Genomic DNA, 18,479 nt, shown 5'->3' with positions numbered 1-18,479 from the left:
CGGTGAAGACCAAGGAAACGGGGGGTGCCGGCACTGCGGTGCCGGCGCCCCCGCCCCCCGCCGGGGGGAAGCGCAAGAGCGTGACAGGCACACGTAAAGGTCTGGCGATGGCGTTCCTGCTGCCGTCGCTGATCCTGCTGGGCGCGCTCGTGGTCTACCCGATCGGGTTCTCCGTCTACCGGTCGTTCTTCGACCAGTCCGGCGACGCGTTCGCCGGATTCGACAACTATGTGGAGATATTCGCCGACGACACCATCCGGACCGCGATCAAGAACAACTTGATCTGGGTGGTCGTGGCCCCCACGGTGGCCACCGCCCTCGGTCTGATCTTCGCCGTACTCACCGAACGGGTGCGCTGGGGAACGGCGTTCAAGCTGATCGTCTTCATGCCGATGGCGATCTCGATGCTCGCCTCGGGCATCATCTTCCGGCTGGTGTACGAGCAGGCCCCGGAGCGCGGCATCGCCAACGCCGTCGCCGTGGGCGTGCACGACACCTTCGCCGAGTCCGCCGGATACCCCAAGGCCCGCCCGCTGCCGGTGCACCCGCTGAAGGCGGGCGACGCCAAGGGCTCGTTCGTCACCAAGGAGCCCGTCTCGGCGGGCAGCCCGGCGCTGATCCCGCTGATCGGCGTACCGGCCGGGAAGATGCCGTCCGACGCCCGGCCCGCGAAGACGGCCGAGGGCGGCGGCGACGGCATATCCGGCACCGCCTGGCTGGACTTCACCAAGGGCGGCGGCGGCAAGCCCAATGTCGTCGACCCGAAGGAACTCGGCCTGGGCGGCCTGAAGATCGAGGCGGTCAAGGACGGCAAGGTCGTCGCGTCCACCACGGCCGCCTCCGACGGTACGTTCACCCTGCCGGCCTCGGCCGACGGTGCCGTACTCCAGCTGCCCGAGAGCAACTTCAGGGAGCCGTACAACGGCGTGGACTGGCTCGGCCCGTCCCTCGTCACCCCCGCGATCATCGGCAGCTATCTGTGGATGTGGGCCGGGTTCGCGATGGTGCTGATCGGCGCCGGTCTGGCGAGCATGCCGCGGGAACTCCTGGAGGCCGCGCGGGTCGACGGCGCCAACGAGTGGAACGTGTTCCGCAGGATCACCGTCCCGCTGCTCGCCCCGGTGCTGGCCGTCGTCATGGTCACCCTGATGATCAATGTGCTGAAGATCTTCGACCTGGTGCTGATCATCGCGCCGGGCTCCTCCCAGGACGACGCGAACGTGCTGGCCCTCCAGCTCTACCGCTCGTCGTTCGGCACGGACGCCGACGTCGGCGTGGGCAGCGCGATCGCCGTATTCCTCCTGCTGCTCGTGATCCCGGTGATGCTCTTCAACATTCGCCGGATGCAGAAGGAGAACCGCCGATGACCACGACTGACATCCCGGTCGGGAAGGCAGCCTCCACGGCACCCGCCGCCCGGCCGAAGGCGTCCCTGGCGTCCCGGATCGCCGGCCGGGCCGGCAGCGGCGTGGTCCAGGTCTTCCTCGTCCTGGTCGCCCTGTTCTGGCTGATGCCGACGATCGGTCTGCTGCTCTCCTCGCTGCGCGGCTCCTCGGACATCGCGGCGAGCGGCTGGTGGCAGGTCTTCACCAAGCCGGCGCAGCTGACCACCGAGAACTACTCGGAGCTGCTCTCCAACGACATCATCATCAACTCCCTCTGGTCCACGGTGATGATCACGGTCCCCTCGACCGTGCTGGTCGTGGTGATCGGCTCGCTCGCCGGCTACGCCTTCGCCTGGATGGAATTCCCCGGCCGCGACTGGTGGTTCATGCTGGTCGTGGGTCTGCTGGTGGTCCCGGTCCAGGTGGCGCTGATCCCGGTCTCCGAACTCTTCGGCGAGATCGGCATCTTCGAGACGACGTTCGGCGTGGTGCTGTTCCACGTCGCCTTCGGTCTGCCCTTCGCGATCTTCCTGCTGCGCAACTTCTTCGCGGAGATCCCGAGGGAGCTGCTGGAGGCCGCGCGGCTCGACGGCGCGGGCGAGATACGGCTGTTCACCCGGGTCGTGATGCCGCTCGGCGGTCCCGCGATCGCCTCGCTCGGCATCTTCCAGTTCCTCTGGGTCTGGAACGACATGCTGGTGGCCCTGATCTTCGCGGACTCCGAGTCCCCGCCGATCACGGTCGCCCTCCAGCAGCAGGTACGGCAGTTCGGCAACAACATCGACGTGCTGGCGCCCGGCGCCTTCCTGTCGATGATCATTCCGCTGGCCGTGTTCTTCATGTTCCAGCGGCAGTTCGTCTCCGGGGTCATGGCGGGGGCGGTCAAGTAGGGCCTTCTCGGGCGCCCGTTCGACGGGAAATCACGCAAAAGGGGCGGGCCGGTCGATCGACCGGCCCGCTCCGGTGTGGTTGTCCCCCGTATGCCGCGTCTGGCGTAACCCGGTCACTCCATCGGGCGTTCCCGAGCCATGGCCCGGTTCAGCATCATCGTCCCCGCGTACAAGGTCCAGGCGTATTTGCAGGAGTGTCTGCGATCGGTGCTCGGCCAGACGTACGAGGATTTCGAACTCATCGCCGTGGACGACGGATCACCCGACGCCTGCGGGGCGATCATCGACGAGGTCGCCGCCACCGACCCGCGCGTCGTCGCCGTGCACCTGACGGAGAACGAGGGCCTCGGCCCCGCCCGCAACGCCGGGATGGCCCGCGCCACCGGCGACTACCTGATCTTCCTCGACGGCGACGACACCCTCACCCCCGGCGCGCTCCAGACCGTCGCCGACCGGCTCAAGGAGACGGACGGCCCCGACGTCCTCGTCTACGACTACGCCCGCACCTACTGGTCCGGCGAGATCGTCCGGAACATCCTCGCCGGACTGCTCGACGAGTCCGGCCCCGCGCCCTTCCGGCTCGCCGACCGCCCGGAGCTGCTGCGGGTCCTGATGGTCGTCTGGAACAAGGCGTACCGCCGCGAGTACGTCGAGCGCCAGGGCCTCACCTTCCCGCCCGGCTACTACGAGGACACGCCCTGGACCTTCCCCGTCCTGATGGCCGCCGACTCGATCGCGACACTCGACCGGGTCTGTGTGCACTACCGGCAGCGGCGCCAGGGCAACATCCTCTCCACCACCAGCCGCAAGCACTTCGACATCTTCGACCAGTACGACCGGGTCTTCGCGTTCATCGACTCACGGCCCGCCCTGGACGACTGGCGCCCCGTGCTCTTCCGCCGGATGCTCGACCACTTCTCCAAACTCGTCGCCGTACGGGGGCGGCTGCCGCGCCGCAGCCGCCCCGAGTTCTTCCGCCGGGCCCGCGCCCACCACCGCCGCCACCGCACGCCGGGCTCCGCGCCGCTGCTGCGGGCCCGGCTGCGCCACACACTGCTGCGGTTCGGCGCCCACCGCACCTACCGCGCCCTGTGGACCGCGCAGCGCGCGCAGCTCGGCGCCGCCCGGATCGGCGCGGCACTGGGGCGGGCGCTGCGCGCCGGGGCCCTGCACCTGCACTACCGCCTCCAGCGGTGCCTGCCGGTGCGGGAGAACCGGGCGGTCTTCGCCGCGTACGACGGCCGGGGCTACGCCTGCAACCCGGCGGCCATCGAGGAGAAGGTGCGCGAACTGGCCCCGCACATCGCCACGTCGTGGATCGGCCGCCCCGAGTACCACCACACCGTGCCCACCGCGACCCGGAAGCTGCGCCCCGGGACCTTCGCGTACTGGACGGCGCTGGCCCGTGACAAGTACCTCGTCAACAACGTCAACTTCGACCGGCGGCTGGTCAAACGCCCCCGGCAGGTCCTGCTCCAGACCCATCACGGCACCCCGCTCAAGTCCATGGGCCTCGACCTCCAGGACCATCCGGCCGCCGCCCGCCACACCGAGTTCGACCGGCTCCTCGCGGGCGCCGACCAGTGGGACTTCTCCCTGTCCGCGAACCGGCACTCCACCCTGGTCTGGGAGAAGGCGTATCCGGCGGGCCACACGGCGCTCGAATACGGCTATCCGCGCAACGACGTCTTCCAGCACGCCACCTCGTCCGACGTGGCCCGGCTGCGCGAGACCCTGGGCATCCCCGAGGGGCACACGGCCGTGCTGTACGCGCCGACGCAGCGCGACTACCGGCGAACGCCCTACGTCCCGCTGGACCTGGAGCGGCTCGCCCAGGCGCTGGGGCCGCGCTTCGTGGTGCTGACCCGGGCCCATCACACGTACGAGGCGCCGCTGCCGCACACCCCGCACCCGAGGATCATCGACGTCTCGGGCCATCACCGGGTCGAGTCGCTGTGCCTGGCCGCCGACGCGCTCATCACGGACTACTCGTCGCTGATGTTCGACTACGTCAATCTGGACCGGCCCGTCGTCATCCACATCGACGACTGGGAGGCGTACGAGGCGGCCCGCGGCACGTACTTCGACGTACGGGCCTTCCCGCCGGGCGCGGTGGCGCGCGACGAGGACGACCTGATCGACATCTTCACCACCGACCACTGGCGCGGCTCGCGCTCGGCGCAGCTGCGGGCGGCGTTCCGGGCCCGGTTCTGCCCGTACGACGACGGGCGGGCCGCCGAGCGGGTGGTGCGCCGGGTGTTCCTCGGGGAGACGGCGGGGCTGCCGGAACCGGTGCCGCTGGAGGAGCGCACGCCGGCACCCTCACCGCTGTCGCTGCCGCACCAGCGGCAGGGGCGGCGGCATCTGTCGGACGCGGGGCGCTAGGCCGGGTCCGACACATATTGCCTGGCGCGCGACGCCCGGCACGCACGCACGCGGTGTTGTCGGAGTCGGCCACGTACGCCCGGACCATCCACGACGACGATCCTCCGCCTTGCGATCGCACGCACCGGCGGGGACATCAGCCGCTCCGCGACGGGCCGCCGACGCGCGTAGACAGGCCGTGCGGGCCCTGCGGTGCGGGCCCGACCGGGCCCGGGGCGAAGTGGCGGGCGAAGAGGGCGGCCACCAGATCGCGACGGCTGCGCACCCCCGTCTTGTCGAACACCGCCTTGAGGTGGTCCTGCACGGTGTGCGTGGAGAGCCGTGCGCGGCGCGCGATCTCCGCCGTCGGCAGGCCGCGCAGCACCAGGGTGGTGACGTCCCGTTCCCGGGCTGTCAGCCCGTACGCGGCGACGATCAGGGAGATGTGCTCACCGGGCTCGACCGGTTCGACCACGACGGCGACCCGTGCGGGTCCCGGCCCGTCGATCCGCCAGGCGTTGAGGCGCACCCGGCCCCGGGTGCGGGTGAGGGTCCAGGAGGTGAGTGTGCCGGGCGCTCCCGGGGCGCGTACGGCGGCGGCCACCGCGTAGACGGCGGGCGGCAGACCGCGCGGGCGGATCGGTCCCGAGGGCGGCAGCGGGCCCGGCACCGGGGTGTCCGGCAGATCGTCGAACCACCCCGCGACCGTCGGCGTCAGCTGCACCGGCCGGTACTCCTCGTCCAGCAGCATCAGCCCGGGTGCCGTGCGGGACGTCTCCTCCTGCGCCCGCCGGGTCAGGTGGAGCCGCCGCAGGGTGTCCCCGAGCGGCTGCGCCAGCGCGGCGGCGAGGGCCAGTTCGGCCGGACCGAAGGCGGGCGCGTCGTCGGCGAGCCCGAGGACCAGTGCTCCCCAGGCGCCGTACCGGTCCCGCAGGACCACCCGCAGTTCGTCCCGGAAACCGAGCGGACCGGCGATGTCGCGGTAGCGCGGACTGCGCGGGAGGTCACCGCCGGTCGCCGTGCTCATCAGCCCCAACGGCACCGGCCGCAGGGCGAGTTCGGGCAGCGGGTTGACGTCACCCTCGCGGTACTCGATGTCGAGCATGCGCGGCATCAGCGCGTCCGGCACGGCGTACCGGTACATACCGCCCGTGTTCATCAGGCTGTCCGGGTCGACGGTGACTCCCGCCCACACACTGAATCGCAGTGCGGGACGGGTGACGCGCCCGACCGCTTCGAAGAAGTCCTCGACGGTCCGCGCGGCTCCCGCCGCCCGGACCGTCGCGTCCCGGACCCTGACCATCTGTGCCGTTCCCCCATACCGCACCATTCGGTCAGGTTAGCGACACCTCCCTTGCCCCGCCGCAGGGTTGGAAGCGGTGGTGTGTCGCCGGGGTGTGCCGGACGGCGCACCCCGGCGGCTGCTCAGCCCTGGTTGTGCAGCGTCAGGTTGAGCTTGGCGTAGTCCTTGCCGCCGTTCTCCTGGCTGAGCAGGGATATCTGGCTGAGCTGGGTGACCTGGTCGGCCGGGACGCTCGAAACGAAGCTGTACTCCGCGTCCAGGTCGTTGTTGGTGTCGTTCGTGCCCTCGAACAGAAGCAGCGTGACCTCGATGAGCGCGCTGCCGTCCGGGTTGGTCCGGGCGGCGGCGTGCATCTCGGTGCGGATCTCGCCGCCGCAGGTGGTGGACCACCACAGCGAGGCGGCGGGTACCTCGTTGGCCCATCTCTGCGCGGACAGACTGCCGTTGCAGTACGTCCCCGCCGACCAGCCCTCGTCGTCACGGATGGTGTAGGTGCCGTCGATGACGATGTTGCGCCACACAGCGGCCGACGACTCGGCCGCGCCCGCCGCCGGTGCCACGGCCGTGGCCATCCCGGCCAGAGCCGCTCCGGCGGCCACCGCCCCCACGAGCCTTCTGCGCATGGTCATGTCTCTCCCTCGTTGTCGCGCCGTAGGCGGCCCCGGCCGCGTACGGCTGCATGGAACCCCGTACCGGCCCTGCCCGCCCGCATGGCCCGCCGGAGGCGGACCGCCCCCCGAAGGGGCCCTGAAAAGCCGGGAGTCGAGCGTGTGCCGGTGACAGCGGGAACGGTGGTACGGGAGGTACTCCCGCGCTCGCTGTCGTGGTACAGACTGCTGGGGCCAGGGCGGGGTGCCCATCCCAGAAATGTGGGGGGGTACGGGGGGTCGCGATGTCCGGTGCGGCGCGCATGGCACGACGGAGCATCGTCGTCGCGGCCGGCCCGGACGTACTCGGCCGGCTCCGACAACGCGGGGGGCACCTCCCATGCCCCCAGGAGAGTGTGCGGACCGGTCGTCGGGCCGGGCGGGACCGCGCGGACCCGGCCTGATCCGAACGACAGGCCCTAGAGGTCCAGCAGGGCGAACAGGTCGTGCCAGCGGCGCAGGATCTCGGTCTGCGACCAGCGCTGCACGTTGACGCGCGCGCGGTCCCCGAGGGTGTCGCGCAGCCGGGGGTTGCCGGTCAGCCGCAGCAGCCGGTCGGCGAGCGCGTCGGTGTCGCCGGGCGGCGCGAGGAGCCCGTCCTCGCCGTCCCGGACGATCTCGCGTACGCCGGGCGCGCAGTCGAACGCCGCGCACGGCACCCCGCTCGCCATGGCCTCCATCAGCGCCAGCGGGAAGCCTTCGCCGCGTGAGGACTGGACGAAGACCGAACTGTCCGCGAGCGCGCCCGGCACGTCGTCGGTGCGGCCCATCCACTCCACCGAGCCGTCCAGTCCGAGCGACGTGCACTGCTTCTTCAGCGCGGGCCCGTCCTGGCCCGCCCCGTAGATCCGCAGCCGCCATTCGGGCCGCTCCCCGGCCACCAGGGACCAGGTCTCCAGGAGCAGGTCGATGCCCTTCTGGTCGTCGAGCCGGCCGATGCTGGCGACGGTCTTCGCGGTGCGGGGGGAGGGGAGTTCGGGCAGGGAGCCGAGCGCGTTGGGGAGGGCGCCGACGTTGTCGAAGCCCTCGGCGATCCAGGCGTCGGCGTCCTCCTGGGTGAGGGTGAGCCAGCGGTCGACGCGCGGATAGCTGTTCTTGATCCAGCGGTGGCGGTGGCAGCGCCTGCTGTACTCGTACGACTCGTGGCTCATCCCGATCAGCCGCAGACCGGTGGTGTCGGCCTCCAGGACCCACTCCATCGGCCAGACCTGGGTGACGATCACCAGCGCGCCGGGACCGGCCGCCCGGAAGATGTCCGAGAGCCGGGCGACGGCCCGCCGCTTGTCGGCGACCCTGGCCCGTTCGCGGCGGCGTGCGGCGAGATCGAGGAAGTCCCGGGGCGTGCGCGGGCGCCAGGGGGTCGGCGGATGGGCGGGGTAGAGCGCGGTCACCGGGTAGGCGGGCGGCTCGGGGAGGGTCAGTTTCAGCTCGGCCTCGTGGATGCCGACGACCTGGACGCGGTGGCCGTGCGCGCCGAAGAGACGCGCCATCTGATGGGTCCAGGCGGTGACGCCGCCGAGGACGTCGGTGGCGTTGGCGAGGAGGATCAGCTCGCGGGGTGTGCTCGGGGACGGTGGTCGGGTCCGTGCGTCCGTCGTCATCGGCGGGGCCTTCCTGCGAGCAGTACGTCCAGGGCGGTCCGCGCGGCCAGACCGCTCTCGAAGCCGCCGAACTTCTCGGCGAACCGGGCCCGCGCCGCCCGGTGTTCGGTGTCGGACACCTTCAACCCGGCGATCGCCTTGTGCAGTTCGTCCTCGGTGCCGACGACGGGGCCGGGGGCCTCGGCCCGCAGGTCGAAGTAGCTGCCGCGCTCCGCCGCGTACGCGTCCAGGTCCGGTGTGTGGAAGACCATCGGCCGGTCCAGCAGGGCGTAGTCGAACATGATCGAGGAGTAGTCGGTGATCAACACGTCGGCGAGGCAGAGCAGTTCACTCACGTCGTGGTGGCCGGAGACGTCGATCACGGTGCCGGGCGGGCAGACCGGGAGGACGGCGGACTCCAGATAGTGCGCCCGTACGAGCAGCACGTGGTCGTCGCCGAACCGGTCCGCGAACCGCCGTACGTCCAGCGGCAGCCGGGTCGCCCGGCCCTTCTTCGGCGTGCCCCGGAACGTCGGCGCGTACAGCACCACCGTGCGGTGGTCGCCGATCCCCAGCTCGGCGGCGGGCGCCGGGCGCGGGAAGCGCCCCCGGCTCTCGTCGGTGGCGCGGGCCCGTACCAGCCGGTCGTTGCGCGGATAGCCGCAGCGCACCAGGGACTCGGCGGGCTGCCGGTAGTCGCGTGCCAGGGTCGCGACATCGTGCTCGGACCGTACGAGGAAGTGGTCGAACCGCGCGAGCGCGGCGCTGAGCCTGTCGCGCTCGGCGGCGTTCTGCGCCTTGATCCGGCTCTCGGCGAAGCCCATGCGCTTGTACGCGGAGCCGTGCCAGGTCTGGAGGTAGGTGGTGCCGGGCGGTTTCCGCAGTTCGAGCGGGAAGCCCTGGTTGTCGACCCAGTACTGGGCGCGGGCCAGCGCCCACAGATAGCGCCAGGACAGCCGCCGGACCAGCCGCGCGTCCGCCGGGAAGCCGTCGGTGGACGTCGCGTACGACCAGGTGGAGCGCACCTTCCGGCGGCCCTGCGCGCGCAGTTCCTCGTGGATGGCGCGCGGGCTGTCGCCGTAGCAGGTGCCCATGTGGCTCTCGAAGACGACCGAGCCCTTGCGGACGGGCAGCCGGATCAGCAGCCGGTTGTAGACGCGCGTCTTGACGGGGCGCGCGGAGAGCCGGTCGAAGCGCCGGCGCACCGCCCGCAGCAGCCGCTTCGCGTTGCGGGCCGGACGGAAATGGGTGAGGTAGTGGACGGCCGCCGCGGCGAGCCGTCCGGGGCGCCGGCGGGCCACCAGTTGCAGCGCCAGATGGTGCTTGACGGTGACGTACGGCTGCCAGCTGTCGCCGAAGAGCCGGCCCCGGCGCGGGCGCGCCCGGTAGTGGCCCGCCGACTCGGCCCGGTCGCGCTCCAGGAACAGCGGGCCGGTGGTGGTGCCCCCGGGTGTGTGGAGGGCGAGGTGCGGGTCGCAGACCCGGTCCCGCGCGCCGCCGACGCGCAGCAGCGCGCCGATGTCGACGCCGGCGCGCCAGCGTACGGTGCCGGACTCGCGCCACACCTCGTCCACCGGGGTACGGAAGACGCGCCGCCCGTCGCTGCCGCGCGCCAGGAACTCCAGGGTCGCCGTCAACGGGGTTTCGGGCGGGAGCAGTTCGAGCGGGGCGGGGAGCCGTCCTTCGAGGACGAACCGGTCGCCCTCCTGGCCGCAGTGGGTGAGGTGGTTGAACAGCGGGGTGTCGGTGAGCGTCCGGTACTGGTGGCCGAGGTCGGTGACGTCGAGCGCCGCCCGCTTCCCGGGGTCGTCGGGGAGGGCGGCGTGCCAGTAGATCCGGCCGTCGTGTTCGGCGAGCGGGGAAGCGACGGTGCCGGGCCGGGTGAGCGCGTACCCGGCGGCCAGGACACCGTCGGCGTCCCCGGCGAGGAGGAGTTGGAGGCAGACCCGTTCCAGGGGCGGCAGGTCGAGCCTCAGCCCGGGGCGGGTCCGGGCGGCGGGCAGCGCGGCCACCAGGGCGGCGGCGCGGGCGCGCGTCCCGGCGTCCAGTTTCGGGAACTGCCGGGCGAGCGGCACGAGCCGGTCGGCGAGGAAGGCCCGGTCGCGCGCCTCACGGACGGAGGGCCGGTCCCGCAGCGACGGCAGGTCGGCGATCCGCACGTGCGCGGCGAGCTGTCCTTCGAGGGTGCCGGCCGGGTCGTCGGCCGCCCGGCCGCCGACGATCAGGTTGGGGACGAGGGCGATCCGGTCCGCGGTGAGGGCCAGCCGGGCGCCGAACAGGAGGTCGCCGCCGTCGTCCAGGTCCTCGGCGTAGCGCAGCCCGGCGCGTTCCAGGAGGGTGGCGCGTACGCAGAATCCGGTGACCAGGGCGTCCCCGACGACGAGTTCGGGGGCGTCGGCCGGATCGTCGACGGTGCGGGAGCGCGCGTACAGTCCGCTCTCCGCGAGCCGCGCCGGGGTCTGCTCCTTGGCGCGGCGGCCCGCGCGCCGGGTCCACCGGCCCGCGACGACGTCGGCGCCGGTGCGTTCGGCGGCCTCCCAGAGATTGCGGCAGGCGTCCCGCTGGAGCCGTTCGCCCTCGCCGAGGACGATCACGTACCGGCCGTGTGCCCGGTCGAGTCCGTGGTTGCGCAGCACGGCGGTGGTGGGGGTCTCGGCGCCCGAGGTGACGACACGGACCCGCGCCGGGTCCAGCGCGGCGAGTTCGTCGGCGAGGGCACGTACGTCGTCGGCGGCCGACTCGGCGTCGGGCGTCCCGGCCTCGGCGGGCGCCACACCGGTCAGGCCGATCACCAGGACCGCCTCGACGGCGCGCATGGTCTGCGCGACGACGGACTCGACGGACCGGCGCAGCGCCCCCGGGTCGGTGCCGGCGGTGACGACGCAACTGACCTCGACGGGGGCCCCGGCCCGTGGTCCGGGTCCGGGTCCGGCCGCCGCATCGGCCACCGCTTCGGTCGCCGCTCGGGTCACGGCCTCGGTTTCCTCCGCGGCCCCCGCCTCGGTCCCGTCGCCGCCGCTCATACGGCGCTCCCCACGGGCATCAGGTCCGCGACCCGGCGCGCGGCGGTGCCGTCGTCCAGGTCGCAGAACGTCTCCCGGAACCGGTCGTACGCGGCCGAGGACACCCACGCTCCCGGCGCGCGCAGGGCCGACACGAGCCCGGCGGTGTCGGCGACGACCGGTCCGGGCGCCGACGACTCGAAGTCGAAGTAGAAACCGCGCAGGGTGTCGCGGTAGTGCTCCAGGTCGTACACGTGGAAGTACATCGGCCGGCCCGTCTGCGCGAAGTCGAACATCAGCGACGAGTAGTCGGTGACCAGGGCGTCGCTGATCAGCAGCAGGTCGGCGACGTCCGGGTAGCGGGACACGTCCCGGACGAACCCGGCCGGGCCGCGCCCCGCGCCCGGCACCGTGCCGCCGACCAGGTAGTGGCGGCGGACGAGCAGGACATGGTCGCCGGCCAGCTTCTCCGCCGCCTGTTCCAGGTCGAGCCGGAGGTCGAGCCCGTACCGGCCGCCCTTCTTGGGCTGGTCCTCGCGCCAGGTCGGCGCGTAGAGGATCACCCGCTTGCCCTCGGGGATGCCGAGGGCCTCGCGGACGGCGTCGGCGACCTTCTCCCGGTCGGGCGCGTGCAGCAGGTCGTTGCGCGGATAGCCGCACTCCAGGACGGTGCCCTCGTAACCGAAGGCGCGGCGCATGATCGGTGTGGAGAAGCCGTTGGGCGAGACGAGCACGCTCCACTGCGCGGCGCGGCGCGGCAGGGTCGCGATGTACGCCTCGTCGGCGTACGCGCTGCCCGCGAGGTCGCGGCCGATGCGCTTGAGCGGGGTGCCGTGCCAGGTCTGGACGACGAACTGGCCGTCGGCGCGCTCGAACCACTCGGGCAGATGGGTGTTGGTGACGACGCAGCGGCTGCGGGCCAGGGCCTCGTACCAGTCGGCGCTGTGCAGTTCGACGGCGCGGGCGCCGCTCGGCAGGGTCACCTGCCGGTCGCGCACGACCCACAGATGTTCCACGGGGGCCTGTCTGCGCACGAGTTCCTCGTGGACGGCGCGCGGCGAGTCGGAGTACTGACGGCCGTCGAAGCTGCTGTAGAGGACGGCGTCGCGCAGTGGTCCGGCGGTGCGGCACTCGGCGTAGCGGCGGCGCAGCCGCTGCTGCCGGTACGCGCCCCGGTCCTGTTCCGGCAGGGCGGAGCCGGAGTGCAGCCGGAGCAGGTCCTGGTGGTGCCGGTCGAGGGTGAACTCGCGCCCCTCCAGGGTCCGTACGAGGGGCAGCGACGGGTGCCGGGCGGGCTGGACCCGTACGGCGGTGTAGCGCTCGGGGTCGCTCTCGCCCGGCTCGCGGACGGACAACAGCCAGCTTCCCTCGGCCAGTTGGCGTACGCCGTGCAGTCCTTCGACGGCGCCGGGCCGCAGGGTCGTGACGAAACGGCCGTCGGCGAGGAGGTCGAGCGGGAAGACGTTCTCCTCGCCGTGGCCGCTGTGGCGCAGCACCAACTCGGCCGCGTCGAGAGCCGATCCGTCGCGGGCCGGTCCGCCGAGGGCGGGCCGGCTGCCCCGGAGGACCAGCGTGCCGTCGGCGGCCCAGTCGAGGGCGTCGACCACGGGCTGCTCGGTCTGGTCGCCGAGGACGAGATCGCCCGCCGCGTTGGCGGTGACGTACACCTCGCGGCCCTCGCCCAGCGGGTAGTGCCCGGGGCGGACCGTGCCGCGCGCGGCGACGGCGAAGCGGCTGCCGTTGGCTCGGACGAGGTGGACACCCCAGGGCACGGTGGCGGGGCGGTGGGCCCCGGGGTCGCCGAAGACGCTCAGCGGGACGTCGGCGCTGAAGGTGCCGTTCGCGACCCGCAGGGGGACCTCGTGGACGTCCTTGGTGAGCCAGTTCTGGACGGCCAGCGCGTTCGGCGGGCTGTGCGTGCCGTGCAGCAGCCCCTCGATCCGTACGGCGGCGGTCTCCGGGTCGCGCGTGTCCCGGTCCCGCGTGTCCCGGTCCCGCGTGTCCCGGTCCCGCGTGCCGTCCACGGCCGTGTGGCGGGTGAGCAGGGCGCGTACGGGCTCGACTCGCAGTTCGAGCTTGTTTCCGTCGAGGGTGGGCACGACACGGGTGGTGTCGTTCACGTAGTGCACGGCCGGGACGGCGGGCACCGTGGCCGCACCGGTCAGCCGCAGCGGCGCCCGGCGCAGCCGCCCCGCCCCGAACACGCCCATCTCCAGCTTCCAGACCGTACGGGCGGAGCCCGAGCCCGGCGGCCTCGCCCGAACGAGCCGGCGCGGATCGACGACGGTCTCGAACCCGGCCCAGTCGTAGGCGTGCAGGCCCTGCCGGGACTCGTACGTCGCCGCCGGCATCCGTACGGTGCGCGTCCACAGCGGCAGCAGCCGCCGCCTCCCGGTGCGCAGCCAGGCGGCCTTGACGGACCTGCGGCGGGCGTCCGCCGGGATGTTGCGCACGTACGCGTACCCCTTGAGGTGCAGTCGCCCGCCGCGCCACACGGCCTCGGTGAGATGCGCGGTCACCGGCAGTTCCTTGGGCTTGAGGGTGGCGACGGCCCGGGGCAGACCGCCGGTGAGCACCGGGTACTCGGCGCGGGACCTGCGCAGTCCCCGGACGCCGAACGCGCCGGGGTCGGCCTTCTCGTGGGCCAGCAGCGCGAGGAGTTCGGGCATCCGGCGCTCACGGATCAGATGCCACTTGACGCGCAGCGGGAGCGGCAGGGCGTCGAAGACGCTCTGCTCGACCGTCGCGGCGAAGGTGTTGGCGTGGTCGAGGAAGGCGGCGTGGAAGTTGGCGTCGCCGTCGGGCAGCGCCTCGATGAACAGCCACAGGTCCCCGGAGAGGACGTGCTGGTGGTAGCGCCGGAGCGCGTCGGCCCAGTCGGTGTCCCGGTCGGTGTCCCCGTCGGGGACGGGGAAGTCCCGGTCGGAGACGGTCCGTTCGGTGGTGGCGGGTGCCCGCCCGCGCTCCCTGAGGAAGTCGCTGACCGCTGTCACGGCGGCGACCCGGTCCCGGATGCCTTTCGGCACGGCGCGGTCGGCGGTGATCGAGCCGTCCCTGAGCCGCCAGTGGTAGACGGGGGCGGACAGCACGTCCACCGCGCTCGCCAGGAAGTACGCGGGCAGCACGACGGCGATGTCCTCGTACAGCACCCCGGTGGGGAAGGTCAGGGCGTGCCGGTCCCAGAAGGACTTCCGGAAGACCTTGTTGCAGGCGATACGGTCCCCGAGGAGCACCCAGTCGCGGGTGATCCGCGTCCCCGAGCGCGCGTTCGCCATCGGCTTGCGGAACATCGGCGCCTGCGCCAGCGACCCGCCGGGCCCGAGCCTGAGCACATTGCCGGTGGCGAAGTCGGAGCCGGAGGCGTCGAGGGCGGCCAGCATCCGCTCGTACGCGTCCCCGGGCACCGTGTCGTCGCTGTCGACGAAGGTGAGGAACTCCCCCCGGGCGTAACGGATTCCGGTGTTGCGCGCCGCGCCGAGCCCGGCGTTGCGCTGGTCGACCAGCCGGAACCGGTCGTCCCGGTCGGCGTACCGTCTCGCGATCCGCGCGCTCCCGTCGGTGGAACCGTCGTTCACCATGACGATCTCGACGTCGGCCACGGTCTGTCCGGCCAGGGAGCGTAGGCAGTCGTCGAGGTAGTCCTCCACGTTGTAGACGGGCACGACGACGGTGAGGCGGGGGGTCATGCGCGGTGCACGGTCCTTCCGAACTTCTGCGGTGGATACGGGGCCGGGCCCCGGGAGAGCCTCAGGGCTTGACCGCGATGCGGCCCTCGTCCATGCGCAGCATGAGGAGCCGTTCGCCGGTCTTCTCCAGGAACTCGTCCACGGCCTGGCGCGAGCCCTGCCAGTAGCCGTAGTCGTCGATGAGCAGCACCCCGCCGCTCACCAACCGGGGGTAGAGAAACTCCAGTTCGTGCTTGGTGGAGGCGTACCAGTCGGTGTCCAGGCGCAGGATCGAGATCCGCTCGGGCGCCTGCGCGGGCACGGTGTCCTCGACCATGCCCTGCACGTAGTGCACGCGCTCACCGGGATAGGGCACCCCCGCGAAGCCCGCCTGTACGTCCTCCAGTGAGGCGACCGCCCAGATCGGCCGCTCCCTGGACTGGGCGGCGAGCAGTTCCTCGGCGGACCTGCCGTCGCGCCGCAGGTCCTCGGCGGTGGGCGGCGGCATGCCCTCGAAGGTGTCGAAGAGATACAGGTCGCGGCCGGTCTCGCCGAGCGCGAGCAGGGTCTTGGCGCACGCCTGCATCGAACCGCCGCGCCAGACACCGCACTCGACGATGTCGCCGGGGATGTCGTGGCGGACGACGTGGCGGGTGGCCAGGATGAAGGCGTTGAGCCGTTCCGGGGAGGTCATCGTGTACGGCTTGACCGCCCGGATGATGTCCTTGGCCTCGTCGTCGTAGTCGGCGGGAAGCGCCGCCGGCTTCGGCTTCGGCCGGGGCTTCGGCGGGGCCGGGGCCGTGGCGGCGGGGGACGGCACCGCCGGCCGGGGGCCGGGGACCGGGGTGCGCCTGAGCTGGTATCCGGTGAGTCTGTCGAGGGCGCCGTTCACTGCGCTTCGCCATGCCATGCCGACGGACGGTACGCGCAGAACTCCGCCGATGTCACCTTTCGTCAACTCCCGCTCTCTTATGCCTCTTTCGTGTCTGTCTGGGCGGCGACGGCGCGGACGGCTCCGGGCTCCGGCTCGGTGGCGGGCGCGGGGACGGCGGGGACGGTGGGCGCGGCGCCGGGTCCGGAGGCAGGCACGGTGGCGGGCGCGGCGGCGGGGCCCCGGCCGGGGCGTTCCCGCCCGGCGACGGGTTCGGGCAGCGGAATGCCGTCGACGCCGCCGACCCGGTTGGCGTACCGCACGGTCAACTCCCGTACGGCGTACTCCCACAGCCGCCTCCTCGGCCGGACCGGCCTGCGGAACACCCCGACCGAGTCGCCCCAGTAGGCACGCTTGCCGCTGATCGCGGCGTAGTCGAAGCGGATGCCCTTCATCGGGGGGAAGTCCGTGTACGCCTCGGCCAGTTCGAGCCCGGCGAAGGCGGCCATGGCGCGGAAGCCGTCGGGGTAGTACCGCCAGCAGTCCTGCGCGTCGTGCGCGTGCCCGCGCGAGGGCGCGGTGACGAACGCCAGGCCGCCGGGGCGAAGGACGCGGGCGATCTCCATCATCGACGCCCAGAAGAACGGGATGTGCTCGAAAGCCTGGCCGGAGATCACGAAGTCGGCGCTGCGGGACCGTACCGGGACGCGATACGGCCTGCGCATCACCCGGTCGACGTTGGGGCCGTCCAGCACGTCGACGCCGATGTACTCGACGTCGCGCCCGTCGAGCAGGCTCCGGTGGGTGAGTGACTGCCTGGGCGAGACGCGCGAGCCGAGGTCGACCACCCGGTGGCGGCCGGTGGCGGGCATGTACTCCTTGACGCAGAGCTCCATCTGCTCGTACGCGGACCTGTGCACGGTGACTCGCTTTCCATCCGGCTCGTGGGGTGCGGCGCTCCCCCGGACGCCGGTGACGTCTCCCGACGTCCGAGGACATCAACGCCCGTACGGCCGTATGGTCACGTGGCGGCACGCGGCCGACCGCTCACCGGGCAGGCCGGCCGACGGGCAGGCAGCAGGCCGACGGGCGGGCCGGTACCCGGGTGCGATCCCGTCAGGTCGCGGTGGCGCCCGCCGGATCGCCGGGCTCGGTCTCCTCCCGACGCCGGCCCTCGTCGGGAACCGGCGCGGTCGCGGTCACGGGCGCCGGGGCGGTCAACAGCCGTCGGTAGACGCCGTCGAGGACCTCGGCCTGGGTCTCCCAGGTCCACTGCGCCAGCAGTCCGGGGCGGTCGTAGGCCGCCCGGTAGGCGGCCGGGGCGTCGAGCACGGCGCGTACGGCCCGTACGAAGTCCGCCGTGTCCTCGGCGCGGAAGACCTCGCCCTGCCCGGTCTCGCGGACCTTCTCCGCCATGGTGCGCACGTCGCTGACCACGATGGGCAGCCGGGCGTGCGCGTACTCCATGAACTTGGTGATCAGGGCGAGTTCGTGGTTCGGCCAGTGGTGGATCGGGATGACGCCGATGTCGGCGGCGGCCAGGAACGGCACGATCTGCCAGTGCGGGACGTACGGCAGCGGGTGGACGCGGTCGGCGACACCGAGGTCGGCCGCGTGGTCGAGCATCTTGCGTACGGCCCAGCCGTCCGGCGCCGGGACGACCAGCGCCGCGTGCGTGTCCGGCAGACCGGGCAACGCCTCGATGAGCGTGGCGAGTCCGCGCTGCGGGGCGAGGGCGCCGCTGTAGACGATCAGGGGCGTTCCGGCGTCGATGCCGCACAACTCCCGCAGATCCGGCACGGGTTCCCGGGCGCGGTCGGCGGGCGGTCCGCCGTCGGGGGCGTTGAGCACGACATCGGGCAGCCGGGGCAGCCGGTGTTCCTTCCGGAGCAGTTCGGCCAGGGACGGCGAGACGGTGACGACGGCGTCCGCGTACCGCGCGTACTCCCGCTCGTGCGCGACATGGGCGGGCATCCAACGCCGGTACCCGGCACGGGGTTTGATGCCAGGCAGATACTCGTGCGCGTCCCAGACCAGGCGCACCTTCCGGCCCCGGGCACGGGCGCGGTGCACGGCGCGGGCGCCGACCCCGATCATCCGGAAGTCGTTGGCGTGGACGAGATCGGGGTCGAGGGCGTCGATCACCGGGCCGAACGCGAACTCGTAGTCCCACAGGTACGGTTCGAGCCTGCGCCAGCAGCGGTCGCCCAGCAGCGCGCGCCACATGGCCGTACGGAGCCGCTCCGGCAGCGAGTCCGGGTCGCGTCTGCCTTCTACGAGGGCGAGTTGACGGTGCCGGAAGCGGACCCAGCGGGCCAGCACCCGGGCCGCGGTGCGCCGGATCAGGAAGCGCCGGCCCTCGGCGGATCTGCGGGCCAGCAGATCGGCCCGCCACGCCTTGACCCACTGCCGGCGGTGGTGCGCGATGCCGCCGCGCCGGTAGGCGAAGAGGCGGGGCAGAACGACACGGCGGTAGTCCCGGCGGCGCTTGGCGAGGGACATCACGACGGGAAGGAGCCGGACGTCCGCCCCGCCGAGGGTCCAGCGGTGCCGGTCGCGGTCCGGGGACTGGCCGAGGAGCACCACGTCCCAGCCCGCGTGAGCCATGGAGCGGGCGGCCTTCTGGACGCGGGAGTCGCCGTTGACGGCGTTGTCGACGAGCATGACGACCCGGCCCCGGCCGCGTCCCCGGGAGCCCGCCGGCGGCGTTCGGTGTCGCCCGGGATCTGGTGTGGAAGCGACACTCATGGGCCCGTCCTTCGGCTCGTCTTC

General features: G+C 72.6%; 11 protein-coding genes. 3 read left to right on the top strand and 8 right to left on the bottom strand.

Annotated elements, in window-relative coordinates; all coding sequences use genetic code 11:
• The first annotated feature begins 2 nt into the window (after window positions 1–2).
• From OG875_RS19890 to OG875_RS19880, 3 genes are all read left to right on the top strand, one after another.
• Entirely contained in the window at window positions 3–1,367 is a 1,365-nt protein-coding gene (locus OG875_RS19890; protein ID WP_443079148.1) for a carbohydrate ABC transporter permease, read from the top strand.
• Window positions 1,364–2,275, top strand: a complete 912-nt coding sequence (locus OG875_RS19885) for a carbohydrate ABC transporter permease (protein ID WP_330175566.1) — start codon at window positions 1,364–1,366, stop codon at window positions 2,273–2,275. Before OG875_RS19890 ends, OG875_RS19885 begins: the two co-directional genes overlap by 4 nt.
• Window positions 2,276–2,413: 138 nt before the next feature.
• Entirely contained in the window at window positions 2,414–4,660 is a 2,247-nt protein-coding gene (locus OG875_RS19880) for a bifunctional glycosyltransferase/CDP-glycerol:glycerophosphate glycerophosphotransferase (RefSeq protein ID WP_330175565.1), read from the top strand.
• A 136-nt stretch (window positions 4,661–4,796) separates the two neighbouring features.
• Here the strand turns inward: OG875_RS19880 and OG875_RS19875 are convergent, their stop codons facing one another.
• The 8 genes from OG875_RS19875 to OG875_RS19840 form a co-directional block, all read right to left on the bottom strand.
• A complete protein-coding gene (locus tag OG875_RS19875) occupies window positions 4,797–5,969 on the bottom strand; it encodes a helix-turn-helix domain-containing protein (protein ID WP_330175564.1) in 1,173 nt (390 codons plus the stop codon).
• Window positions 5,970–6,064: 95 nt separating this feature from the next.
• Window positions 6,065–6,571 (bottom strand): hypothetical protein, encoded by a 507-nt coding sequence (locus OG875_RS19870; protein WP_330175563.1) that lies wholly within the window; start codon window positions 6,569–6,571, stop codon window positions 6,065–6,067.
• A 437-nt stretch (window positions 6,572–7,008) separates the two neighbouring features.
• Entirely contained in the window at window positions 7,009–8,190 is a 1,182-nt protein-coding gene (locus OG875_RS19865) for a glycosyltransferase (protein ID WP_330175562.1), read from the bottom strand.
• A complete protein-coding gene (locus OG875_RS19860) occupies window positions 8,187–11,192 on the bottom strand; it encodes a bifunctional glycosyltransferase/CDP-glycerol:glycerophosphate glycerophosphotransferase (RefSeq protein ID WP_330175561.1) in 3,006 nt (1,001 codons plus the stop codon). The genes OG875_RS19865 and OG875_RS19860 overlap by 4 nt, the downstream gene beginning before the upstream one ends.
• Window positions 11,189–14,857, bottom strand: a complete 3,669-nt coding sequence (locus OG875_RS19855) for a bifunctional glycosyltransferase/CDP-glycerol:glycerophosphate glycerophosphotransferase (protein WP_330175560.1) — start codon at window positions 14,855–14,857, stop codon at window positions 11,189–11,191. The genes OG875_RS19860 and OG875_RS19855 overlap by 4 nt, the downstream gene beginning before the upstream one ends.
• Window positions 14,858–14,918: 61 nt before the next feature.
• Window positions 14,919–15,746: a TylF/MycF/NovP-related O-methyltransferase gene (locus OG875_RS19850; RefSeq protein ID WP_330175559.1), complete on the bottom strand. Its 828-nt coding sequence runs from the start codon at window positions 15,744–15,746 to the stop codon at window positions 14,919–14,921.
• A gap of 59 nt (window positions 15,747–15,805) precedes the next feature.
• Window positions 15,806–16,627, bottom strand: a complete 822-nt coding sequence (locus tag OG875_RS19845; protein ID WP_330175558.1) for a methyltransferase domain-containing protein — start codon at window positions 16,625–16,627, stop codon at window positions 15,806–15,808.
• 196 nt (window positions 16,628–16,823) lie between these two features.
• Window positions 16,824–18,371, bottom strand: coding sequence for a glycosyltransferase family 4 protein (locus OG875_RS19840; RefSeq protein ID WP_330175557.1), 1,548 nt, complete (start codon window positions 18,369–18,371; stop codon window positions 16,824–16,826).
• Window positions 18,372–18,479 lie beyond the last annotated feature (108 nt).

The sequence above is a fragment of the Streptomyces sp. NBC_01498 genome (assembly GCF_036327775.1).
Taxonomy (GTDB): domain Bacteria; phylum Actinomycetota; class Actinomycetes; order Streptomycetales; family Streptomycetaceae; genus Streptomyces.
Note: the sequence above shows the minus strand (reverse complement) of the source record. Positions and strands in the feature narration are given on the sequence as shown.